This is a genomic window from Ruminococcus flavefaciens (assembly GCF_900116855.1).
GTDB classification, from domain to species: Bacteria; Bacillota; Clostridia; order Oscillospirales; family Ruminococcaceae; genus Ruminococcus; species Ruminococcus flavefaciens_R.
Window position 1 is genome coordinate 378560 of record NZ_UETD01000002.1, and the last position, 22655, is coordinate 401214.

At 46.2% G+C, this 22655-nt stretch carries 23 protein-coding genes and 1 tRNA gene; 5 read left to right on the plus strand and 19 right to left on the minus strand.

All coding sequences use genetic code 11. The features are described 5' to 3' along the window. Positions 1–22: 22 nt before the first annotated feature. From rpmA to DSZ37_RS01895, 17 genes are all read right to left on the minus strand, one after another. Positions 23–307 (minus strand): 50S ribosomal protein L27, encoded by a 285-nt coding sequence (rpmA, locus tag DSZ37_RS01810; protein WP_019678572.1) that lies wholly within the window; start codon positions 305–307, stop codon positions 23–25. Between the two features lie 2 nt (positions 308–309). Continuing rightward, positions 310–621 (minus strand): ribosomal-processing cysteine protease Prp, encoded by a 312-nt coding sequence (locus tag DSZ37_RS01815; RefSeq protein ID WP_173369986.1) that lies wholly within the window; start codon positions 619–621, stop codon positions 310–312. Positions 622–623: 2 nt separating this feature from the next. Then, positions 624–935, minus strand: a complete 312-nt coding sequence (gene rplU / locus DSZ37_RS01820) for a 50S ribosomal protein L21 (RefSeq protein WP_024859279.1) — start codon at positions 933–935, stop codon at positions 624–626. Positions 936–1114: 179 nt separating this feature from the next. Next, positions 1115–2323 carry a DUF6348 family protein gene (locus DSZ37_RS01825; protein ID WP_109725255.1) on the minus strand — a complete coding sequence of 403 codons (1209 nt, stop codon included), beginning with the start codon at positions 2321–2323 and terminating at the stop codon, positions 1115–1117. A 50-nt stretch (positions 2324–2373) separates the two neighbouring features. After that, entirely contained in the window at positions 2374–3339 is a 966-nt protein-coding gene (gene prmA / locus DSZ37_RS01830) for a 50S ribosomal protein L11 methyltransferase (RefSeq protein WP_109725256.1), read from the minus strand. A gap of 15 nt (positions 3340–3354) precedes the next feature. After that, positions 3355–4566 (minus strand): dockerin type I repeat-containing protein, encoded by a 1212-nt coding sequence (locus DSZ37_RS17465; protein ID WP_146198141.1) that lies wholly within the window; start codon positions 4564–4566, stop codon positions 3355–3357. Positions 4567–4579: 13 nt separating this feature from the next. Next, positions 4580–6889 (minus strand): transglutaminase domain-containing protein, encoded by a 2310-nt coding sequence (locus DSZ37_RS01845; RefSeq protein WP_109725259.1) that lies wholly within the window; start codon positions 6887–6889, stop codon positions 4580–4582. Between the two features lie 3 nt (positions 6890–6892). Next, positions 6893–8065: a DUF58 domain-containing protein gene (locus DSZ37_RS01850; RefSeq protein WP_109725260.1), complete on the minus strand. Its 1173-nt coding sequence runs from the start codon at positions 8063–8065 to the stop codon at positions 6893–6895. After that, entirely contained in the window at positions 8062–9000 is a 939-nt protein-coding gene (locus DSZ37_RS01855) for an AAA family ATPase (protein ID WP_109725261.1), read from the minus strand. The genes DSZ37_RS01850 and DSZ37_RS01855 overlap by 4 nt, the downstream gene beginning before the upstream one ends. A gap of 227 nt (positions 9001–9227) precedes the next feature. Continuing rightward, entirely contained in the window at positions 9228–9905 is a 678-nt protein-coding gene (locus tag DSZ37_RS01860; RefSeq protein ID WP_146198142.1) for a hypothetical protein, read from the minus strand. A 61-nt stretch (positions 9906–9966) separates the two neighbouring features. Next, entirely contained in the window at positions 9967–10884 is a 918-nt protein-coding gene (tsf, locus tag DSZ37_RS01865) for a translation elongation factor Ts (RefSeq protein ID WP_109725263.1), read from the minus strand. Between the two features lie 80 nt (positions 10885–10964). Continuing rightward, on the minus strand, positions 10965–11729 hold the full coding sequence (rpsB, locus tag DSZ37_RS01870; protein WP_028520297.1) for a 30S ribosomal protein S2: 765 nt from the start codon (positions 11727–11729) through the stop codon (positions 10965–10967). 159 nt (positions 11730–11888) lie between these two features. Continuing rightward, positions 11889–12182 carry a YlmC/YmxH family sporulation protein gene (locus DSZ37_RS01875; protein ID WP_242978548.1) on the minus strand — a complete coding sequence of 98 codons (294 nt, stop codon included), beginning with the start codon at positions 12180–12182 and terminating at the stop codon, positions 11889–11891. Between the two features lie 38 nt (positions 12183–12220). Continuing rightward, positions 12221–13312 carry a leucine-rich repeat protein gene (locus tag DSZ37_RS01880; RefSeq protein ID WP_109725265.1) on the minus strand — a complete coding sequence of 364 codons (1092 nt, stop codon included), beginning with the start codon at positions 13310–13312 and terminating at the stop codon, positions 12221–12223. A gap of 142 nt (positions 13313–13454) precedes the next feature. Continuing rightward, positions 13455–13622, minus strand: coding sequence for an LPXTG cell wall anchor domain-containing protein (locus tag DSZ37_RS01885; protein WP_109725266.1), 168 nt, complete (start codon positions 13620–13622; stop codon positions 13455–13457). 133 nt (positions 13623–13755) lie between these two features. Then, entirely contained in the window at positions 13756–15207 is a 1452-nt protein-coding gene (hydG, locus tag DSZ37_RS01890; RefSeq protein ID WP_109725267.1) for a [FeFe] hydrogenase H-cluster radical SAM maturase HydG, read from the minus strand. A gap of 31 nt (positions 15208–15238) precedes the next feature. Next, positions 15239–15487, minus strand: coding sequence for a TM1266 family iron-only hydrogenase system putative regulator (locus DSZ37_RS01895; RefSeq protein WP_028520294.1), 249 nt, complete (start codon positions 15485–15487; stop codon positions 15239–15241). 434 nt (positions 15488–15921) lie between these two features. Here DSZ37_RS01895 and DSZ37_RS01900 point away from each other — a divergent pair, with 434 nt between their 5' ends. The 5 genes from DSZ37_RS01900 (at position 15922) to DSZ37_RS01920 (ending at position 18946) form a co-directional block, all read left to right on the plus strand. Then, a complete protein-coding gene (locus tag DSZ37_RS01900; protein WP_242978538.1) occupies positions 15922–16437 on the plus strand; it encodes a hypothetical protein in 516 nt (171 codons plus the stop codon). A 55-nt stretch (positions 16438–16492) separates the two neighbouring features. Beyond that, positions 16493–17395, plus strand: a complete 903-nt coding sequence (locus DSZ37_RS01905) for a hypothetical protein (RefSeq protein ID WP_109725268.1) — start codon at positions 16493–16495, stop codon at positions 17393–17395. Between the two features lie 113 nt (positions 17396–17508). Then, positions 17509–17988, plus strand: coding sequence for a hypothetical protein (locus DSZ37_RS01910; protein ID WP_109725269.1), 480 nt, complete (start codon positions 17509–17511; stop codon positions 17986–17988). Positions 17989–18100: 112 nt separating this feature from the next. After that, positions 18101–18185: transfer RNA gene (locus DSZ37_RS01915), tRNA-Leu, on the plus strand. A 44-nt stretch (positions 18186–18229) separates the two neighbouring features. Then, positions 18230–18946 (plus strand): potassium channel family protein, encoded by a 717-nt coding sequence (locus DSZ37_RS01920; protein ID WP_109725270.1) that lies wholly within the window; start codon positions 18230–18232, stop codon positions 18944–18946. A gap of 40 nt (positions 18947–18986) precedes the next feature. Here the strand turns inward: DSZ37_RS01920 and DSZ37_RS17905 are convergent, their stop codons facing one another. After that, positions 18987–22322, minus strand: coding sequence for a family 43 glycosylhydrolase (locus tag DSZ37_RS17905; RefSeq protein WP_242978539.1), 3336 nt, complete (start codon positions 22320–22322; stop codon positions 18987–18989). A 12-nt stretch (positions 22323–22334) separates the two neighbouring features. Further along, on the minus strand, positions 22335–22628 hold the full coding sequence (locus tag DSZ37_RS17550) for a hypothetical protein (RefSeq protein WP_181380207.1): 294 nt from the start codon (positions 22626–22628) through the stop codon (positions 22335–22337). Positions 22629–22655: the final 27 nt, after the last annotated feature.

The following is a 22655-nucleotide window of genomic DNA, read 5'->3' on the forward strand; positions in this document are numbered from 1 at the left end:
TTTTATTGTCACGTTATGGCTGTTACTGCTCAATCTCGTAAACAGAAACCTTCTTACGGTCGCGGCCGTAACGCTCAAACTTAACCTTACCGCTTACTGTAGCGAATAATGTATCATCTGAACCGATACCAACGCCGTTACCGGGATGGATATGTGTACCTCTCTGACGAACGAGAATGTTGCCTGCCTTAACGAACTGACCGTCTGCTCTCTTGACACCGAGTCTCTTAGCCTCAGAGTCACGTCCGTTCTTAGTAGAACCAACACCCTTCTTATGAGCGAAGAACTGCATACTGATCTTTAACATACTTACACCTCCGAAATAATGATTTTGATCGTGTTAGGGAACTCTTCCAGTATAGCCTCAAAATGCTGTTTCAAAACATTCAGCAGTCGCGGCGGTATCTCTCCGCCGTCCTCGCAGATACATTCGATGACGTTATCGCCGACAGTGATCTTCGGCTGCAGCCCGAACTCTCCGAGGATATTTGCGGTAAGCTGTACAGCTGAGGAAACAGCCGCACAGGCCACATCCTCGCCTGCCTCGGCATAACCCGAATGGCCGCTGAACCTAAAGCCTGTCAGAAGTCCCTGCTTTTCATAAAATTCTGCGCGGATCATGATCAAGCCTTGATAGCTTCGATCTTCACCTGAGTGTAAGGCTGTCTGTGACCCTGCTTCTTCTTCTCACCCTTCTTAGGCTTGTAAGTGAAAACAGTGATCTTCTTAGCCTTGCCGTTCTTCAGAACCTTAGCGCTTACTGCTGCACCGTCAACATAGGGTGTACCGATCTTGAGTCCATCGTCTGCTCCGAGAGCAACTACCTTATCAAAAGTAACTGTCTCATCAGCCTCTGCTGCGAGCTTCTCGATGAAGATGATATCTCCCTCATTAACCTGATACTGCTTTCCGCCGGTTTCAATAACTGCGTACATATTGTGGCACCTGCCTTTTCAATAAACTCGCTGTTACAGGCGTGTGATGGCACAACTTTAGAGCCTGTTTACAAGCGGCAATAATATTTTATCACAAACAAAGGGCTTTGTCAAGCTTTTTTTACTATATTTCGTGAAAAAAACTTCCCCTGCACAGTACAGGGGAAGTGTAGATGGTCTTACCAGACTCTGTAGCCCTCATGGCCGATCTTATAGGAAGTTCCGGGAACATAAAGATCCTCCGGCTTCAGTTCCTTACCGTCAGCCTTTGCAGCGTCAAGAGCCTTCTTCAGCTCTCTGAACGCAACGCTGTTGGTAACGATACGGGAAACGTCCTCCTGAGAAGGCCTTGTGCTGAGATACTCAAGGATAGCCTGCTGGAGGTAGAAGTATGAGCGGAGCTGAGTCTTCTTGAACTCGATGCTCTGCTGCTCATCGCCTTCACCCTCAAGGAGGAAGAGGCTGTCGCCCTCGCGGTAGCCCAGAGTGAGCTTAGCTAATATCTCGGGAATGAATACTCTGATCTCGGCAGCAAGGTCCTTGTTGCCCTCTGTGAGTTCCTCGAGCTTTTTGGACATTTCCATGTACTCCTCTCTCGAGGTGATCTTTGTCATAGCTTCGATCGTCTCCTTAGCGGCAGACATTACGAGGTCCTTCTTGAAAGGACACTGATCGTCCTCAGTCTGAACGAAGATAGCATACTGCTTCTCGGAAACAAAAGTATCCTCGCCGTTCATCTCTTTCTCAACATACTCCTTGAAGTACTGAGGAAGCTCCATGAGCACAGAGCCGTTGAGTCTTACCTCGATGATCTGCTTTTCCTTGTACTTGGCAAGGTATATCCTGAGCCAGTAATATTTCTTTGAGCCGATGTACTTGGGTATCTCGTTCCTGATGAAGTTTACCAGCATTGTAGGCTCCTTGTCCTTAACGCCTATTCTCACAACAGACTGGCAGTACATATCGAATTCATAGTGCTGTCTGAGGTAGTTGATGGAAAGGTGCTGAGGATTTTTCTTGGCACAGCTCTGGTCGATAGGATGCCAAACCGCGCCGTAGAATATCTCAACAGCCATATTGGAAGCTTCCTCATCAGTGGTGCCCTGTGAGTCAACAGGCTCGATGAGGGGCTCGTCGAAATCGTCATGTTTTACGATGAAAATTGTCTGGAGCACCTTAATGCCATCAGTCTCCTCAAGTCTTCCGATCTGAACGTCGATCGTAAAGCCCTTGGGCATGATAACGCAGTCATCATAGAGTGTACCGTTGAGCTTAGCGTTCAGCCCGTCAAGTACCATCTTCTTGATGCTTTCTCTGGGGTCTGCTGCAGAAGCAGCAGCGGCAGCTGCTTCTTCCTTCTGATTATTCTTCTTCTTAAAAAGTCCCATTTTCTATTCTCCTTATATGATGATGATATCAATATATGCTTTGCATAATATTAAACTGTAAATTTGACGGCTGCCCAGCCCTCGCGGACTTCGGGCTCGGGGTCCTTGAAGCCCACTGACTTCAGCGCGTCGATGACCTCGTCCATGCGCTCCTCAATGATGCCCGATACAATAAGGATACCGCCTTTTTTCAGATATCGGAGGAAGCTTTCCTTCATTGCGATGAGCACATCGGCAACGATATTTGCGGCGATGATATCATACTTATCATCTATTTCGTCCGCCAGCTTCTCATCTGTGAGGATATTGCCGAAGTAGGTCTTGTACTTCTCCTTTGGAATGTGATTCTTGACAGCGTTCTCAAGAGCTGTTACCGCTGCGTTTTCTTCGATATCAACTGCAACTGCACTGTCTGCTCCGAGGAGCATGGCTCCTATGGAGAGTATACCGCTTCCGCAGCCCATATCCAGCAATCTGTCGCCCTTATTGAGATACTTCTCAAGCACCTCCAGACAGAGTCTTGTGGTGTGGTGTTTGCCTGTTCCGAAGCTTGACGCAGGGTCTATCTCGAGGATCAACCTGCCGTCACTGTTATCGTAGTCCTCCCATGAGGGCTTTATGACCAGCTTCTCGCCGACCTTGAAGGGTTTGAAGTACTGTTTCCAGTTGTTTGCCCAGTCCTCCTCGCGGATACTTGACATCTCAGCTTCAAGACGTCCGTAAACGCCCTCGGTGTCAGCAGCCTTCATCTCGGCAAGCATCGACTTTATGGCAAGAAGCATTTCTGCTCCCTGTCCGTTTGAGGGTATGTATACCGTGATACAGGTCTCACACTCGGAAAGGCCCATAAGATCGTCGTCAATGTAATCCCACTGACCGTTCTTGTTTTCAAGGAACTCCTTGAAGTCCTCGGGATCCTTGATAGAAAATCCCTTGATGCCTATATCCGTTAGCTTAGAGCAAAGAAGCTCTATACCCTCTGTTGTGGTGTAAATATTGACTTCTGTCCATTCCATCAGTAAAAGTTCTCCTTAATTACAGATGCGCATGAGATACATGATAACATCCGTATCGTCTATCAGACCGTCGCCGCTTATATCCGCAGCAGCAATCTCCGACTTTGTCAGCACGGAAACGCCCTCGGGAAGCCTTGAACGGCTGATGATATATTCATTTATAAGTGCTAGATCATATGTGTTGAAGGCACCGTCGTTATTGATGTCTCCCAGCACCAGATCAAGCTCCTTGCCTGCAAAGACAAGCTCCGAAAGCTTTACTCTGCATTTCTTTCCGTCTATGATAACTTCGCCCATATTGCCGTTTACAGCAGTTACATCTACGATATTGCCTTCCTCCAGAACAGCAGCAGTATCCTTGCCGTTTTCTGACCATACCGTAACCGTTCTGCTGCCTGCACAGTAATACTCGCCCTTGCAGTATGTAACTGTTGTGGAAACAGGCTTTGCAGTAGTCGCCGACGTTTTTGTTGTTGACACCTTGGCAGTAGTTGTCGCCTTAGTCGTGGTAGTAGTTGTAGTAGTTGTCGTGGTGGTGGTTGTAGTAGTGGTGGTAGATGTTGAGGTCGAAGAAGTGGTCACAGGTGCTTTTCCCGCGGGTGTATACAGAGGAGTAAATCCGCTGTACGGCTTTTTGCCCTTGAGAAGCTGATATACTGTGATGTTTGCATTGCTGTAAGCGTCAAACATGAGTATGTCGTCCTTTGCAGGATCAGCCATATACACATCGTCGCCGATGACACCGTCGATATAGACCCAGTGTCCGCCAACATTGCATATCACATAGCTGCCCTTGTCAAGAGCTGCTTTGATCTCGGCAGCCTTTCCCTTCCGGTCTGATGACTTGAAGCTGAGGTTAGCCGAATCGATGCTTATCTCGTTTACTACCTTGTTTACGGAAGCCCATGAGCTGAGTCCGCCCGAGTAGTTGAATGCGCCTATGTTATTGAGCTGCTGAGCAAACACTCCCGGATTGAAGCTCGATGTGTCTCTGGCGCCCGAAGCGACTGCGACCATAGCGATCGAGGTGATATAGCAACCCGATCTGCGTACATTTGAGCCGCCAATGGCTGTGTTTCCCCAGCGGCTGTCCATCTGGCGCCACAGTCGGAAATCCTCTGCAGCCTTAGCCGTCTGAGATGGTCTGTACACTCCTGCCATCACTCCCACTATTATCAGGAAAGTGAGCAGGAGCCGCATTATTCCGTTGTCTTTTACCGTTCGCATAATTAACCTCCATTCACGAGATTTGTCGGTTTGTTATGCCCCTTCTTTTTTTAGATTGCCTGAGCGCTGTATATGCAGCGATATATTCGCCCAGAGCTGTATATTTCTCGCTCTCGCTGAGAGCTTCCCCACCGTATGCTGCTCTGTCGAAAAGCAGTGCGGTCTCGCAGATATCTGCGCCTGATCTCTCGCGGACCAGTCCCGCCGCCTCCGCAGATGTATTGACGTCCTCTATATCATACAGTCTGCATATCCTGAGCATGATGCTCTTGACAACATCCGCAGGAGCCTTCTTCTGAGCACTTCTGACAAAGAGCTTGTGAGAAAGACGCGGATACAGGAACAGAGCAAACAGCACAAGAAGTGCGCCTGCAAGAATGATCAGACCTGCTCTTGCGAGCATATTAGTAGCCGATACATCATTATTTTTGGTCAGAACGGGATCTGTAACTGTCGGCTCAAAGTCCATCCAGCCGTAGCCTCTTATGTACAGCTGAGGGAAGCCGTGAGCATCCTTTGTTGTAACGACATGGTCAGCAGAAGGATTCCAGTAGCCGCGTTCTCTTTGTGTCATACTGTAGCCTTCACAGTATCTTGCAGGGATGCCTGCGGCTCTTGCAAGAAGTACCATTGATGTTGCGTACTCATAGCATACGCCTGTTTTCGTCTCAAAAATGAAGTCCTCGGCGTTCTCGCCTTTAGCCTTTACATATTCAAGATCGTAGTTATAATCATTATTATAGAAATAGCTCTCAAGTATACGAGCCTTGTCATAATCCGACTCGGCGTCCTTGGTAAGCTCATCTGCAAGCTGCTTTATTCGCTCATTGTCACCGTAGTCAAGGAGATCGCTCAGATAATCGTCATAGTATCTGTAGTCAGTGGCGAAACTATCATACGCCAGCTTGATATCCTCTTCATCGCTGTATTTTTCAAACATTAAGGCATTTTCTGTATCCTCAAGGAGCTCCTTGTAATCATACTTCTCGAGATGCTCCACAAACTCCTTATTTACGGGAGTATTGAAGAAATCATCGGGAACATACTCAAACGTGAAGCTATCGGAATTGCTGAACTCAGACTTGACAGCAACGACAGTTCCTCCTGTCAGTGTAGCAAGCTCGCCCTTCTTTGAGCAGCGTGTCAGCCTGACAGCATTCTGCGGTACAGGAGCCGTATCGTTATTGTAGCCGAGACCGCCGGCACCTATTACAGTGTAAAAAGTTGCTTTTTTTACTTCCGGAGCTTTGAGCCCGCTGTCAAGATATTTTTTCAGGTCATACTTTTCAGCGTAAGTCTCGTCCACCTCTGCGGCGTGCAGGAAAGCGTCAGCCAGTCCCATGGGAGAGCCGATATCAAGAGGAAGCTCCTCTGTTCTCTGATCGTAATACAGATCGAGATCGCCTACGTTCCATGTGTCCTCATCATAATCATATGTTGAGAACGTAGCCATCTTCAAGTGGAAATCGTCATCAGACCTGACCTCAAAGACGACCACATCTCTAACCTTTGTCCTGAAGCGCTGACCTCCCGTAGAGCTTCGGAACATATTCAGCATATTTACCAGCTTATCAGTAAGGGCATCCGCACTGATAAGGGTCTCAAGAGTAGTTCTGTCCGCCTCGATATAAGGCTTCGGGAACAGTGCAGCCACAGCTGCAAATATGACAGCATAGGCAGATATGGTCTTCCATGATCTTCGCCTTTCAACGAAAATCGTATCATCTGAATTTTTCAGCTGCCTGTAATACACCATCAGCAGGATATATCCTACTGCAAGGAGTATTATCATAAGAGTAGGCATTTTCTCATATTCCTTACCGTAGATCACGAAGGGAATGATGAAGATCAGGAAATTCATGAATATCCTGTATCTTACCCTCGTAAAGTAATATATGACAGACGTCATGAATATAAGGAACAGCAGAAAAAAGGTTATCGCAAACCAGAAATTGTAGTCAACAGAATCCTGCGGAGTCAGGAACCAGAGCATCCATGTGATGGGATAGTCTTTCTGTCCCAGCAAAAGGGTCACCTTTACCGCTATGGCAAAGGCTCCCACAGCCGCCAGATAGGCAGCCGAGCCGATGATATGGTGCTTCTGGATAAAATCGAATAACCTGAAAAGCAGCCAGCCGACGACAAGTGTCACCGCTCCGCATCCGAGAGCAAGAATATATCCCAGATTGTCGTCCTTGTCCCTGTTGCGGAAATGATACATGAGAGATGTCATTATCAGAACAGTATACCAAAGAACAGGATCGGTGAGAGTCCTCAGCATGAATGACTTCAGGCTGAATGGTTTTTTGTTGGTTTCTTTCATTATTTATACCGATTTGAAGTTATTTTCCTCATCAAGATACCACATTGGCAATGAAGTACCATTGGGAGTTGTGGGTGACAGACCGATAATGCTGATATTATCGGGGCTGTCCACATGACGTGTGATGACACCGAAATCTCCGGCAGCATCCGTAGTCGCTATGACGCAGGCACAAACTGAACCTCCGACGTGTGACAGATCAACTCGTTTGTCGGGGATCACCTTGGCAGCAAGAACTTTCAGCAATAGCTGATCCGGATAATCGGGATTATCCACACACTCACTGACAGTCTCTCCCGAGCTTGTGCGATAGATGAAATTGCAGGCTATCCCCTGCTTTACAAGAAGTGAAAGGAGCCCGAAAACAGACCTTATGAGCTTTTCCTCGCCGATCACCACATTTTCAACAGGGAAAACGCTGTGACGGTAAAGGTCAAGCACTACAACAGGCTGTACAGAGGCAACCGCCTCATCAAGACGCACCATCATCTTGCCCTTTTTCGATGAAAGCTTCCAGTTGATACGCTTCAGGGGATCGCCCAGCTCATACTCGCGGTGTTCATATCCCGGTGAGGTATTTGCCGAGAACAGCATAGCCGTATCATTCTCCTCCTCTTCATCACTGGTCAGCACCACATCCGCAATAGAGCGAAAAAGCTGTGATGAAGCCTTTATCTCGGGGACAGGCGGTATAACGCCGATAGAGATCGGCTGCGGGAGCGGAGTTCTCAGCGGTAGCTTGAAAAAGCCCATAAATCCGCATGAATACATCTCTTTTATGCCAACTTCACCGTTTCCGCCGATAAGAGCATCAAGCTCAATGGTGAAGGTCCTTCTGGTCTCATTAAACATGGTAAGCTTTCGCTTTTTTATATCCTGCCCGAATATCTCGGATGCATAGGGAACTATCTCCACGATAGCAAGCGGGAATATTCCCGTCTTTGTCACAGTGACCTTAACGGGAAGCTTTCCTCCCTTGGGCACATACGCATCGCAGTTGAAGCTGACCTTCACTCTTTTTCTTGCATAGAGCAGGAATCCCAGCGAAACAAGAGGGGCAAACAGGACAAACGCCAGCAGTATTATGCCCATTTCGCCGTCAATATAAAAAGTGAAGATGTAGACAAGAAATGCGACAGCAATAACGCTTACTATGCTTTTGATATGCTTGATCATCTGATCATTGCAGGGACCTGACAGGTCCTCAGGAGGTTTTCGATATAAGCCTCGCCTGTGCCGAATGCAGTCTTGCCCTGCGGCGAAAGGATTATCCTGTGAGCCAGTACAGAAACAGCAACGTGCTTAACATCGTCGGGAGTAACATACTGTCTGTCATAAATGTACGCGAAGGCTCTTGAAGCCTTGAAAAGTGCAATGCTTCCACGGGGACTTATGCCGAGAACGACATTTCTGTCCTGACGGGTCGATGCCACAAGGTTTACGATATAAGCCTTGACATCGTCAGTTACCATTATGCGCTTGACCTCCTCCTGCATTGCAGCGACGTCATTAACATTCATAACGGGTTCTGATATATTAGCGATAGGGTTATATCTTTCTGTTCTGCCAAGGATCATGATCTCCTCCTGAACAGTGGGATACCCCATAGAAAGCTTCATAAAGAATCTGTCCATCTGAGCCTCTGGCAGATGGAAGGTACCATAGGTCTCAACAGGGTTCTGCGTAGCCATTACAAGAAATGGTCTGGGAAGTTTATGTGTAACGCCGTCAAGACTTATCTGGCGTTCCTCCATAGCCTCCAGCAGCGCTGACTGGACCTTCGGCGAGGCACGATTTATCTCATCTGCAAGGAGAAAATTACACATTACAGCACCGTCGCGGTAAACAAACTCGCCCTTAGCAGAATCAAGCATTGTAAAGCCTGCGATGTCAGAGGGCATGATGTCGGGAGTAAGCTGTATTCTGTTGAATTTTCCGCCGATAGAACGAGAAAGAGCGGTTATGAGCTGGGTTTTGCCTACACCGGGGACATCCTCTAGAAGAACGTGACCCTCACACAACAGAGCTGCGATGAGCTTCACGATAGTATCCTGCTTTCCGACGATGACTCTGCTGACGGATTCGGCAAGTCTGCTTATATTTGCATTCATATTTGTACCTCATCATTCTGAATATATTATCCAATTAAAACTATTATATCATATTTTGACAATAACTGCAAGGGAAATCCATACGAAAAAAAGCCTGTATTATTGTAACATCTCACAATAATACAGGCACTATAATGTGGAAAATTTGTCCAATTAGTTTTTCAATCAGGTGATTTCGCTCAGAAGAAGCACTTCTGTACCTAACTGCGAAAACAGTGTTTTTCTGATCAATACCGTGGTCCCGACGCCATTTTTTTCTTTTTCATTATAGGAATGATTATTCCTCCGGCTCCGTATAACAATCCCACGACTCCAATTATGATCAGTACAAAGGAGGTTTTGTCGGGTCTTGAGTCCATGGCCTTGAGCTCGGCAAGCTCCCAGTCCTCAATGCCCATATCCTTTAAGGCGTCGCTTCTGAAGTTTTTATAGTCATCATCAGTCGGCTGCTCCCAGAGTCTGCCTTCAAAGTGAACAGGCTCAGGAATAGTCTCTGTTTCTTCGTCAAAAAAGTCGTTCCAGCCATCGATATTCTCATCGAATTGCTTTCTCAGTTCCTCCGAACTTACAGATACAACATAAACAAAAGCGCCATTTGGATAGTCACCTGTCTCGAGATACTTATTGATCTGGTCTGATGTAAGGCTCTCAACCATATAATAGTATGTCTGTTTCGTGCTTGTTGTTATAAAACCCAGAGCTTTGCTCTTTTCCTCAATTACAGCAAATTGAGTATCAACACAGGCAATGTCGCCTTCAACTACGTTTTTCTCAGAAAAGTCCTCCATTGTTGCAGTGCTGAGGTCCATTGATTCACCGCTTAGGTATATCCTCGTCTCATTTATACCGATAACCAGCAAACCTATTCCTACGATTAATGCTACCAATTTATATGCTATACTCATAATAAATCACCTTAATAAAAAAGCGGCAGCGCAAAAACGCCGCCGCTGTATATACCATTGATCACTTGATCATCTTAGCGATCTCGTCAGCAAGGTTGTCTTCCTTCTTCTCAACGCCTTCGCCGCGCTCGTAACGAACAACGTCAACGACCTTGATAGAACCACCGAGCTTCTTAGCCTCAGCATCAACATAACCCTGAACACTCATCTTGTCGTCCTTAACGAAAGCCTGCTCGAGGAGGCAGTTCTCACTGTAGTACTTGCCTATCTTACCCTCAACGATCTTCGCACGAACCTGCTCGGGCTTGGAAGCCATCTTGGGATCCTCAGCCATCTGTGCCATCATGATCTCCTTCTCCTTCTCAAGTACCTCAGCAGGAACCTGCTCACGGCAGAGGTATGCAGCGTTAAGAGCAGCAGACTGCATAGCTACGTCCTTACCGATAGAAGCTACCTGATCAGCAGCAAGGTCTGTGTCCATCTTTACGAGAACGCCGATGCTGCCGCCATTGTGGATGTAAGAAGCAAGCTTGCCCTCGAGTCTTACGAAACGACGGATAACGATGTTCTCACGGATCTTCATGCCTGCGAGCTCTGTGAGGACCTCGCCTACTGTATTGCTGCCGCCGCTGATCTGCATCTCCTTGAGAGCTTCAACGTCAGCAGGATTCTTCTCAATGATAGTGTTAGCTACATTAGCAACGAAGTTTCTGATATCGTCTGTGTTAGCAGCGAAGTCAGTCTCTGTGTTTACTTCGAGGAGAACGCCTACCTCGCCTTTTACAACAGCAGTTACAACGCCCTCAGCAGCAGCTCTGCCGCTCTTCTTAGCCTGTGTAGCAAGTCCTTTTTCTCTGAGGAACTCGATAGCCTTGTCCATATCGCCATCGTTCTCTTCGAGAGCCTTCTTACAGTCCATCATACCAACGCCTGTGGACTTCATGAGTTCTTTAATTTCAGCAACGGAAACCTTTCCCATTGTAATTACCTCCTGTTATTTTAATATTAAATCCGCAAAAACCCGAAGGGTTAGTTCGGGTTTTTGATTGTATTCTATGATTATTCAGCGTCAGCCTCAGCTGTTTCAGCAGCAGCTTCCTCTGCGGGAGCCTCCTGAGCTTCCTCAGCAGCAGCTGTGTCATCGCCCTGTCTGCCTTCGATAACAGCGTTAGCGATCGTGCCTGCGATAAGCTTTACAGCTCTGATAGCGTCGTCGTTACCGGGGATAACGTAGTCAACTTCATCAGGATCGCAGTTTGTATCAACGATAGCAACGATCGGGATGTTGAGCTTCTTAGCCTCAGCTACAGCGATCTTTTCCTTGCGGGGGTCTACGATGAAGAGTGCTGCGGGGAGCTTCTTCATTGTCTTGATACCGCCGAGGAACTTCTCGAGCTTCTCTATTTCAAGGTTGAGCTTAACAACTTCCTTCTTGGGGAGGAGTGCGAATGTGCCGTCCTCTTCCATAGCGTGGAGCTGCTCAAGTCTCTTGATTCTTGTCTGGATCGTCTTGAAGTTGGTGAGCATACCGCCCAGCCATCTTGCATTTACATAATGAGCACCTGCTCTTGTAGCCTCTTCCTTAACGGAATCGCCGGCCTGCTTCTTTGTACCTACGAAAAGAACCTCGCCGCCCTGTGAAGCGATGTCGCGAACGAACATATAAGCTTCCTCAAGCTTCTTTACGGTCTTCTGAAGGTCGATGATGTAGATGCCGTTTCTCTCTGTGAAAATGTAGGGTGCCATTTTCGGGTTCCATCTTCTTGTCTGGTGTCCGAAATGAACGCCTGCCTCAAGAAGCTGCTTCATTGATACTACTCCCATGGTGTAGTCCTCCTTAAAATTGGTTATTATTAATCCTCCGCCCGACTTAGCTCAGCAGCAACACAGACATCTGTGCACCAACCGCCGAAAGTACAAGCGTGCGAATTGCCTTAATATTATATCATTTTCCGCGATATTTTTCAAGCTTTTTCGCAATATCTATTTCAACAAACTTGAAAGTGAGTTTCTGCGCTTTTTTGTCGATTTCAGCTCATGAGGCTTTGCAGAGCGCTCCACAAGGATGATATCCTCCCCTACTACCCGTATCTCATCGCAGCTCAGTATCGTATCATCGTCCCTGCCAAGAAGACCGAAAAGTCTGCTGCTGCCGAATATGATGAGAGAGGTTATCCTCCCGCCGGAAATATCCAGCTCCACATCGTCTATGAAGCCGAGTCGCTCTCCCGATATCATATCTATGACTTCTTTCCTGCATATCTCATCGAAGCACACCTGCAAGTCATCGCCCCCTCATACATTATATATGTATATCAGCGCTGGAAAAAGAACTCCTCGGGAGTGTAATTCTTGCCGCTTGAGATAAACGCATAATAGGAAAGAACAAGTGAAGCGTCGATGGCATCCACAACAAAATCATCGTTCAGATCTGCTTTGAGTGCCTCAGAGTGTGAAAATGCGGAAACATTATCTTTAACGGAGCTGTTTGCGTAGTCCGCAAGTATCAGCGAAGCATCGTTTGCGTCCACTTTGCCGTCATTGTTCATATCTCCGTACTTAAAGTCGAATTCCACAAAATCAAAGCCATGATTCTTCGCATACTGCTCAGCCGCAGTTCCCTTGACTCCGAATATCTCGATATCCAAGGGCTGATCATAATCTCCTTCAAAATATGTATAGCCTATACTGTACGGTGCTATATCGGTCACAGTTGGTGGGATTATAACGCGCTTCTGATACATATTGTTAAGCGCAGCATCCTTCTCTACGATCTTTACGCCCGTGCAGAGTCTGAGTGTGTAAAGACTGCTCATGAACTGACAGGTGTGGTCTGTGAAAACCTCCATTCTGCCGGGGATAGAAAGGCTCTTTGCACCTGTGCATGCCTGAAATACTGCTATTTCCATTTTTTCAAGGCCTCTGTTTAATTTTATGGGCCACAGGTCATAGCAGTTGCTGAAAGCAAGGGCGTCTATCTGTTCAAGGCAGTTAGGGAAATTGAACTCATGAAGATTTTCACACTTAAAAAACGCATAAGTACCGATGGTCCTTATAGACTCTGGAAGCTTTACGGAGTAGAGTTCCTTCCTCTCTTTAAAGGCATATTTTCCTATCCTGTCAACTATGAGATTGTCCACGACCTCGGGCACCTCTATTTCCCTGTCATCAGTAAGGCAGGACTTCACTTCCAGCCTTGTGGGACCAAGCTGATAAACAGAGAACTTCAGTCCGTCCTTGATTATTTCATCGCCGATATCATAGTCCCAGTCGGATTTTATCGGCGTTTCAGTAGTTTCTTCCGTTGTTTCTACAATAGTTTCACCGTCGTCCGCAAATGCTGTAAAAGGCACAGCTGATGTAAGCACGAATGCTGCGAGCAAGGCTGCAAATGGTCTGTTTTTCATACCGATCACTCCGTTCTTAATTATAATGTATTGCTGACTATCACAACAGCTCCACGTTCATGAAAAGCTGTTCATCATCCTGCACAGCTAAAAAAACCGCGGCAGCCGCTATTGCAGCCGCCGCAGCTATCAGACTATGACATTATTCCTCGTCGTCGTCATCATCGTCCTTGCTCTTTTTCTTGGCAAAGACAGCTGTTCCTACAGCAAGGAGCAAAGCTCCGATAATGATACCGATGAGTAATCCCTTGGGGAAAGTATCTCCTGTCTGCGGAATTGCCGCAGCTAATACAGCTAACATTTCTGCCATTTTATTGTCCTCCTGTTATATGTATATTGCTTCACTGATTATTGTAACACATTGAACCTGATTTGTCAAATATCAAAAAGCCATGCTTAACCGTTGGATTTGTACAGCAGTTTTACGGGCAATATTGATTTGATCAGAATCTGAAATCACGCTTGCCGCCGTTCTTTATTTCGTCAAGATAATCCATAGCACGCTGTCTGCGCTTCTCGTCGGGAACGTTGAGTATCTCCTTTGCGATGAGAGCCTCGCCTACCGCCTTCGTCTCGGGCGAAGCATAATCGGTAAGGTACTCCTGAAGGGTCATTAGCGCATTGGGGTGACAGCAGTTCTGTATCTGCCCCACCTTACAAAGAGCCATGAAGCGGTCGCCTGTTCTGCCCTCGCGGTAGCAGGCTGTGCAGAATGACGGGATATGTCCCATGTCCATGAGCCATTTTACTACCTCATCGAGAGAACGCTGGTCGGAAACGTCAAACTGCTCTGTATCGTGAGGTCTCTCCTCGGGAGTATATCCTGCATAGCCGCCGACAGATGTTCTCGAACCGCCTGAGATCTGTGATACGCCAAGCTCAAGCACCTTTTCACGACATGACTCATTCTCACGGGTAGAAATGATCATGCCGGTGTAAGGAACTGCTATTCTGATACAAGCGATTATCTTTGCAAAGGTATCGTCATCGATTCCGTTGTCGAAAACAGTGGGGTCGATATCGGAAGCTCTCTTTACTCGTGGAACGCTTATGGTGTGGGGACCTACACCGTGAACTGCTTCGAGGTGCTCAGCGTGCATGAGAAGTCCAGCGAACTCATACTTGTACATATCAAGTCCGAAGAGAACGCCCAGACCAACATCGTCGATACCGCCCTCCATAGCGCGGTCCATAGCTTCGGTATGGTAAGCATAGTTGTGCTTGGGTCCTGCAGGGTGGAGCCTCTCATAGCTCTCCTTGTGGTAGGTCTCCTGAAAAAGGATATATGTACCGATGCCGGCATCATGGAGCTTCTTGTAGTTCTCAACAGTTGTAGCCGCAATGTTTACATTAACACGGCGGATAGCTCCGTTCTTGTGTTTGATGGAGTAGATAGTATTGATACATTCGAGAATGTACTCGATAGGATTGTTTACAGGGTCCTCGCCCGACTCGATGGCAAGACGCTTGTGACCCATATCCTGAAGAGCAATGACCTCCTGACGAATCTCATCCTGAGTAAGCTTCTTTCGGGGAATCTCCTTGTTCTGCATATGATAGGGACAGTATACACACTGATTAACGCAGTAATTGGAGAGGTAAAGAGGAGCAAACATAACTATTCTGTTGCCGTAGAAGGCTTCCTTTATCTCACGTGCAAGGTCGTACATCTTCTCTGTCATCTCGGGGATATCACAGGCGAGAAGCACACTTGCCTCACGGTGTGAAAGACCAGCACATTCAACACCTCTGCCTGTCTTTCTGGGTCTTGCCTTTTCCAGTATCTGCTCGATGAGAGCGCGGTTATGCTTGTTCTGCTCTGCATACTCCAGAGTAGCCTTTATTTCTTCATCGTTTATAAACTCCTCAGCCTTGAGGGACTTCATATCGTACATAATTATTCCTCCTGTTTGAAATTTAAACCTATTACTTTTTGGATATTGCAGCCTTTACAGATACTCCCTGTATCTGCCCGAGCCTGCCTGTGAGACTGCTGATAACATCAGGCTCTGCGTCAAGAGCAACGGATATCAGCGATATTCCGCGCTCTTTGTACGGTATTCCCATACGTCCGATGATGATGTCGCTGTAATCGTGAAGAACATTGTTCACCTCTACAGCTGCAGACTGCTCATCGATTACGATAGCAGCTACCGCGATACGTTTATTTTCCATTTCTCCTCCTTTGAAGGCAGAAAAGCGGCAGTCAACAAAAAACTCCGCCCATAGTACGGGCGGAGATAGTCTGCTATATGATACTCATATGGATCAACTGCCATCCGATAACAGAGTATACACCCTGCTGCCCGAAAACAATATTTTTTCACAGCCAAACAAAGAATAAATCCCCAGTTCCGCTGTATACATTCTAACACATTGTTATAACATTGTCAATCTCAATTTGTTAGTATCCACTAAGTTGTACAGCTGTAAAGCTTGTATAATTAATATTACGGTTTATATAACCAGTAAGCAGTAGTATCCTTTGTGCAAATCAGACAATGCGGCACCTTATTTTTCAAATAAATATATAATTTTTCAAAAATCACTGGACAAAAGAATTTATTTGTGATATACTTATTTTAGATTTATTTTTGAGGTGATTATTAATGGGTTTATTCTCATTTTTCCAGGGCGGAGCTAAATATTTCGATAAAAAGATCGATCCTAAGTGCGATTACTGTTCATTCGGTAAAAGGACTAAGGACGGAAACAGAGTCCTCTGTGAAAAAAGAGGTCTTGTTGAACAGAATTATTCATGTAAGGCATTCATCTATTCTCCCCTCAAGAGAATACCTGTAAAGCAGCTCAGATTTGTCGGCAGTATCGCTGACGACGATCTCTACATAGAGTCAAAGGGCGACCGTTCAGAGAAGGAAGCAGCTGAAAAGCTGGCAAACGAGGAGAACGCTGCAAAGGACAGCAAGGATGCAAAGGCACCTGCTCAGGCAGCAGCTCCTGCTCCTGCACAGCCTGTCGCTCCCGCACCTGCTCCTGTTCAGGAAGCTCCTGCAGAAGCTGCTCCCGTACAGCAGGCTGTAAACGAAGCTGCTCAAGGAGCTTCATCACTCGCAGAGGCTGCTAAAGCGGCTGAGGAAGCGCTCAACGGCGCAAATAACGAATAAGATACTATCACAAAAGAGGAACGTTATGCTCCTCTTTTTGTTTTTCGGAGGTCAAATGATAATTCAGAGCATTAACGGTATAAGCTACAGACTAAGGACCGCACATGATCTGTCGTGGCTCAGTAATTACGGCAGGGTCTTTTCAGTTGTCGATGAAACAGGCTCGGGATGTATCTGCTTCGGAGTTGAAAAAAACGACGGCAGATTCTTCTTCAAGATCGCAGGTGCCGATACCATAGAGGGTGAGGTCTCGCCTGCTGAGTCTGTGACAGCGCTGAAAAATGCGGTGCAGATATATCGCGATCTTGCTCACCCGTCCCTCATATCTCTCAGGGACAGCTTCCGGCATGGTGAGCTGTATGCTGCGGTTTTCGACTGGGCTGACGGTGAGGGACTGTTCGATCACTGGAACTTTGATAAATATTCAGCCGAGAATATAACTCCTCCATATCAGCGATTCAAAAAGCTTCCCATAGATAAGCGTCTGAATGCAGTATCGGATATTATCTCATTCCTCGAGAATACTGCCGCCAAGGGATACGTTGCCTGCGACTTCTATGACGGCAGTCTTATCTACGATTTTGACCGTGATAAGCTCACCATCTGCGATATCGACTTATTCCGCAAGGCACCTGTGGTTAATTCTGTCGGTGAGGACTACTGGGGCACTAAACGCCTGAAGGCTCCCGAGGAGTACATAAAGGGAGCTGTTATAGATGAGGCCACTAACGTTTTTACTCTCGGAGCTATTATATTCGATATCTTCGGAAGCTTCTCCGACACAGATATAGCCAAAAGATACGAAAAATGTGCATTCGTCCCCTGCTCCCGCGACAAATGGGAGCTTTCCGACGCGGCTTACAAAGTGGTCCTCAGAGCTGTGTCCCACGAAAGAGAGCAGCGATATATGTCCATTAGCGCCTTTGCGGAACATTTCCGCAATGCTCTCAACAAGTGATATATTTTCCCCTTGACAAATTCCTTACAAAACTGTATAATTAATATTGTGTTGTTCACAAGTAATGTCACACACCTACATCGTTTTTCCTTTCCATGTCATTGGAGTATTCTATGTTTGGTAAAAAGCAATCTTGTACATTCAGAGTATGCGGTCCTTTCGATATTATTTTATATGGCTATGATTACGCTGAATCTAAAACGCTTCTCCCCGATATCATGGAGCTTCTTGATGTTACTGTAGATGTCGGAGAAGTAGAAAAGACCTTTTTGAACACTCCTTCCGGTCAGGGAGATATATGGGTCTATGGAGATCACACAAGTAACTGTCTTGTTTTTGACTTATTCCGCGATCCCACAGATCAGATGGATACCATTGAATTCGGTGTAGTTTGCAGCAATAAAATGTATGACAGAATGTATGAACTTTTTTGGGCAATGTACAAGGAGATCGATAAGAAAATAAAATACAGCGCGTATGACATTAATACAACAACTTGGGGACAATCAGTTATCAATGGTGATGATGTTTTAGAATACTATAACTATAGGGATAAAACTCTTGCTACACAGAAAATCAGATATATAAAGTAAATATGCGGGTATGGCGAAATTGGCATACGCACCAGATTTCGTTCGCGCTACGTCATTGGTTTTATAATACTGCTCCTGTCGGCAGTCCAAATCGACAGTAAAAATTTAATATGCGGGTGTGGTGAAATTGGCAGACACGTCAGATTTAGGTTCTGATGCCGTAAGGTGTGCAGGTTCAAGTCCTGTCACCCGCACCATTCAAAAAGTCCGATTATTCGGGCTTTTTTAATAGGGTGATAATATGAGAGAAAAGCTTTTTAAGATAATCGACGTAAGTACCGAGGACAATTCCCTGAGTCACGGTTATGACAGCTTTATGATGATCGTTATCATAGTCAGCCTCGTTCCATTAGCCTTTAAAACAACAAATACTGTTTTTCTGATAATTGAATATGTTTCAACTTTTGTTTTTATTATTGACTATCTACTCAGACTGATAACCGCTGATTTTAAGACAGGGCTAAAGCATCCTGCTGCTGCCATTGTTTATCCATTCACGCCTATGGCAGCTATTGATTTGCTTGTTATACTCTCATCTTTCTCTTTTTTAAGCAGTGGATTTCGTGTTCTTAAAGTTCTGCGTTTATTACGCACGTTAAGAGTGCTTAGAGCCGCAAAAATGTTAAGATATTCCAAGAGCCTCCTTATTATCATTAATGTGTTCAAAAAAGAAAAACACGCTCTATCAGCAGTTGCAACAATGGCGATTGCATACATTGTAGTTTCTGCTCTTGTGATTTTTAATGTCGAACCCGATTCGTTTGAAACATTTTTTGATGCTATATACTGGGCAACTGTTTCTCTAACAACGGTAGGCTATGGCGATATTTACCCAGTTTCAACGATAGGAAGAATCGTCACAATGATTTCTTCGGTATTTGGCATTGCTATTATTGCACTTCCATCAGGTATTATAACCGGTGGTTATCTTAATGAAATTAATAAAAAAGATGATTAATAAATTGATAGCCGCAGGTCTCCCTGCGGCTTTTTCTGCTTTAATCGTTAATCTCAAAGCACCCAGTGCTTGTATCCTTGAAGTCACCGTTGAATTCAAGGTTTACATCAAGGCTGCCGTCCTCGTTTTCGTGGACGTTTATCTTCCGAACGAGCAGGCGCATATTCGCATCCGAGATGTACGGCTCCAGTAGCACCTTGTCAATCAGCTCTGCTGTGGACATCAGCTCGTCACGGCGCTTCTTGCTGAATTCGTCGAACTTCCTGCATCCCTCTATTTTCTTTGTCAGCTCAGCTATCTCAGCTTCACGCTTTTCGATCATGGAATTGTAGACCTTGGCGTTTTCGCGCCAGCGATAAGCATAGATAAGGTAATAGTCGCCGTAATAGCTTCCGTCCTCATGCTGACGTCTGTACAGCCACGGAGCTTCGGTATACATATTCAGTCCTCTGCCACGGTAGAAAACATCTCCGTTCGTACCTTCGCCGCCGAATGTTATCTTACCGTCTCCGTTAAGGTCCTGGATACTTATCATATCATCATTAAGCTCACAGATATAGTATCTGCTGTTGCCCCATGCAAGATATTGATGTTCCACACCATTCTTATCATTCTCGATCCATACTGTAGGATCAATATCATCCCAATTGCTGGACTGATCATTAGTATGCGTTCCCCTTACAAGTGGATATCCGATGTCCCTGAACGGTCCTTTCGGAGAATCGGAAACTGCGACTCCTATTGACTGTTTTCCTTCGGACGTTCTGTCCCAAGAGCAAAAGTAAAGATAGTATCTGCCATTGTGCTTCGTTACCTGTCCTGCCCATGCACTTTTGGGGTCTCCCCATGAAACATCCGACATCTTCATCACTACGCCCTCATAATTCCAATTGATGAGGTCTTTAGTAGAATAACAGAGGTACTCGGGTATATTATAGATCGCTCTGTCCACTTCCGCGTTAGTAGAGACATCATGTCCTGTATATGCATAGACCGTGTCACCCTCAACAAAGGCAGCAGGGTCTCCACCGTAATTGTAATGCTCATTCTGCTTTGTGATATTGCCCGCAAACGGATTTGTATTCCTGCTCACAGCCAGCCCCACAGGCAGACATACATCAGTAGTATCATTCTCCGCCTCGGATACAGCCTCCAGAACAAAGTGCTGTCCGTCACCGCCCCAGTACTCCCACTGGCAGATGTTCACACCGTCATCAAGGCTTATCTCATAAACGTCCGCACACCTTGTACCGCCAGATGAAACTGTGAGCAGAGAATATGTGCCGTCCTTACTGCACTGAATGATGAATTTCTGAGAGCTGTCGCCCCTGAATTCAGCAAGCTTTATGTCAGCACCGTCCTCAGCAGAGTTATTCTCAACTGTAAGAGCCTTGCTATCAGCAGTCTGAATGGTGTATGTGCCGTCATTCTGCTTGGTAATGTTCCAGTTCTGTGCATCGCTCTGTACTGCACTTCCTTTATTGTCAGCAATGTATCTTCCGCTGTTGAGATTCTTTATGGTGTATGCACCGCTTGGAACTGTTGGACATACTGCCTCGATCTTCCAGAGCTGGCAATCATATTCGTTATATGCGTACTGATTTACATTGCCGCCGTTCTCAGTGGACCACTCAAATACGTCAAGAGCCCCCTTGCCTGCCGAGCACTTGGAAACGATTCCGTAATAGCTGCCGCTTTTAACAAGTCTGAAAAGCTGATTATCAGCGCCTGTATATGTCTGTAATTCCACATTGATACCGTCCTTTGCGGAATTCTCCGAAACTGCAACACATTTGCTCTCATCACCGATAGAAACGATGCGGAAATAGCTGTCATCCACAGAAACAAGTCTCCACTGCTGTGCCCAGCTCTTGTTGAAGTCCCACTGCTGGATATTTCTACCTGCGTCAAGTGCTCCCTCGGGCAGATCAAGTGAAAGGCCGCTGTTTTTGTTGGTTATATAATATGTTGCACCGCTGATAAGATCGGTACCGCTGAGCTTCACTGACTTGCTCTTTTCGCCGACTGTTTCGGGAGCCATTACCAGTTCCGCCTCCGGATTGGTATAATCAGAAAGAGAAGCTCTTTCACTGCCTGTGTATTTCTTGTTCTGAGCGCCCCATATGCTTTGATTATTGCTGCCAACTGCCGTAAATGACATTACCTTGGTGCCTTTTTCATTCTCGGCAGCTATGAAGTATCCGCTGTAACGCTGATTACCGATAGTGAGCGTTGCAGCAGCACTGTCCGCAGCCTGCTCCCACTTACCCGAAACTGCGCCAGAAATGGTATGGTCTGCGTTGAGCTTGATATTCTGATAGTTTATAAGATTTGCATTTGTACCGTTTCCGTGATTGATATACTCATAATCGCCTGCAATATCGGCTTCTTCGTAGCCGCCGTCGGAGATGTGATCTCCGACGTATTCAAATGGTGTGGCAACAGGCCAGCCGTCCTCGCTGAAGAACATTTCGTGTACCCTTACCTGATGCATATTATTGTTCTGGAAACGTGTATGGTATATAAGATACCAGCGGCCATCGTCATCTCTGAGGACTGAGTTGTGACCGGGAGCAAAATATGCCGCGTCCAGCGTGCTGAACTTGTAATTGCCCATTACCTTGACACCAACGCTGTCAAGATTTGTAGCAGGGTCAAGAACAGCTTTCCTTCCCGCCGCATCTGTAAACGGACCCAACGGGCTCTTTGAGCGTGATACACGCATATTGTATCCGCCATCCCAAGCAAGTCCTCCGTAGGTCGTCCAGAGGTAATAGTAGTCTGTATCGGGATTATATTCAATAAAGGGACCCTCGCCTGACTTTCCGTAGCCTCCTGCTATCTTGGTACCAAAATAGCTGTCCACCATTCTGCCGTCCGATGTAGTTCCGGTCTTCGGGTGGATAACACGGCCTGTTTGCGGATTGATCTCAAGGGTAAAAATACCTCCCGACCACGAACCATAGGTCATGTACATCTTTCCGTCCGTACCATAGTAGATCGTAGGATCGATGGCGTTGGGGAAAAGCTGGTTGTTGAAATTATTTCCGCTGAACCAGCTGTTATTCATTGTTACCTCACCCTTTTCGATAAGGTCGTCAACATTTGTTGTTGTGTACTTCTTGTTTACATTCTTTGTGGCGCTTGATACATACTGGTCATTCTTTGTAAATCCGGAATATATGAGTGTATCACCAAATGTATAGGGTCCCTGTATGTTCTTGGATGTGGTAAAGCATATGACTGATCTTATATAAGTCGATGAGGTACAGAAATACATGACATATGCACCTGTTGTACCGTCAGCGTTACGAAAATCAGGGTTCCAGATCACATCAGGCGCCCATACAGCAAATCCGCCTGCACAGTCCTCCAAGTCTTCACCGCTTCATGCAAACGCCTTTTTCAGATTTTCCGAAAGTTTGCCGAACTCCACATTATTCGTTCTGGCATAGCCGTTTGAAAAGCGTGTCCAGTTCTGAAGGTCATTGCTTTTTGCAGCATCAATATGCGAACCGAAGATGTAAGAAGAATTCCCGTCCTTGATAACAGAGGGATCATGAACAGAAACGCGGGCTTTGTTTGCAGCTGCATCTGATGTAATAACTTGAGGCGAAATATGCGGCGACACTATAAGCATAGCACCTGAGAGGGCAAGTGCTGCCGCTTTGTGCAGTATCATTATAAAACCTCACTCTGAACATACAAC

Excerpts from the sequence above, each read along its gene's own strand:
- DSZ37_RS01900 (WP_242978538.1), top strand. The coding sequence starts at position 15,922 with ATGGGTTTATTCTCATTTTTCCAGGGCGGAGCTAAATATTTCGATAAA.
- DSZ37_RS01920 (WP_109725270.1), top strand. The coding sequence starts at position 18,230 with ATGAGAGAAAAGCTTTTTAAGATAATCGACGTAAGTACCGAGGACAAT.
- DSZ37_RS01850 (WP_109725260.1), bottom strand. The coding sequence starts at position 8,065 with ATGATCAAGCATATCAAAAGCATAGTAAGCGTTATTGCTGTCGCATTT.
- rpsB (WP_028520297.1), bottom strand. The coding sequence starts at position 11,729 with ATGGGAGTAGTATCAATGAAGCAGCTTCTTGAGGCAGGCGTTCATTTC.
- DSZ37_RS01855 (WP_109725261.1), bottom strand. The coding sequence starts at position 9,000 with ATGAATGCAAATATAAGCAGACTTGCCGAATCCGTCAGCAGAGTCATC.
- hydG (WP_109725267.1), bottom strand. The coding sequence starts at position 15,207 with ATGTACGATATGAAGTCCCTCAAGGCTGAGGAGTTTATAAACGATGAA.
- DSZ37_RS01815 (WP_173369986.1), bottom strand. The coding sequence starts at position 621 with ATGATCCGCGCAGAATTTTATGAAAAGCAGGGACTTCTGACAGGCTTT.
- DSZ37_RS01895 (WP_028520294.1), bottom strand. The coding sequence starts at position 15,487 with ATGGAAAATAAACGTATCGCGGTAGCTGCTATCGTAATCGATGAGCAG.
- prmA (WP_109725256.1), bottom strand. The coding sequence starts at position 3,339 with ATGGAATGGACAGAAGTCAATATTTACACCACAACAGAGGGTATAGAG.
- DSZ37_RS01885 (WP_109725266.1), bottom strand. The coding sequence starts at position 13,622 with ATGGCAGAAATGTTAGCTGTATTAGCTGCGGCAATTCCGCAGACAGGA.
- DSZ37_RS17465 (WP_146198141.1), bottom strand. The coding sequence starts at position 4,566 with ATGCGAACGGTAAAAGACAACGGAATAATGCGGCTCCTGCTCACTTTC.
- DSZ37_RS01825 (WP_109725255.1), bottom strand. The coding sequence starts at position 2,323 with ATGGGACTTTTTAAGAAGAAGAATAATCAGAAGGAAGAAGCAGCTGCC.
- DSZ37_RS01905 (WP_109725268.1), top strand. The coding sequence starts at position 16,493 with ATGATAATTCAGAGCATTAACGGTATAAGCTACAGACTAAGGACCGCA.
- rplU (WP_024859279.1), bottom strand. The coding sequence starts at position 935 with ATGTACGCAGTTATTGAAACCGGCGGAAAGCAGTATCAGGTTAATGAG.
- rpmA (WP_019678572.1), bottom strand. The coding sequence starts at position 307 with ATGTTAAAGATCAGTATGCAGTTCTTCGCTCATAAGAAGGGTGTTGGT.
- DSZ37_RS01880 (WP_109725265.1), bottom strand. The coding sequence starts at position 13,312 with ATGAAAAACAGACCATTTGCAGCCTTGCTCGCAGCATTCGTGCTTACA.
- DSZ37_RS17550 (WP_181380207.1), bottom strand. The coding sequence starts at position 22,628 with ATGATACTGCACAAAGCGGCAGCACTTGCCCTCTCAGGTGCTATGCTT.
- DSZ37_RS01845 (WP_109725259.1), bottom strand. The coding sequence starts at position 6,889 with ATGAAAGAAACCAACAAAAAACCATTCAGCCTGAAGTCATTCATGCTG.
- tsf (WP_109725263.1), bottom strand. The coding sequence starts at position 10,884 with ATGGGAAAGGTTTCCGTTGCTGAAATTAAAGAACTCATGAAGTCCACA.
- DSZ37_RS01860 (WP_146198142.1), bottom strand. The coding sequence starts at position 9,905 with ATGAGTATAGCATATAAATTGGTAGCATTAATCGTAGGAATAGGTTTG.
- DSZ37_RS01910 (WP_109725269.1), top strand. The coding sequence starts at position 17,509 with ATGTTTGGTAAAAAGCAATCTTGTACATTCAGAGTATGCGGTCCTTTC.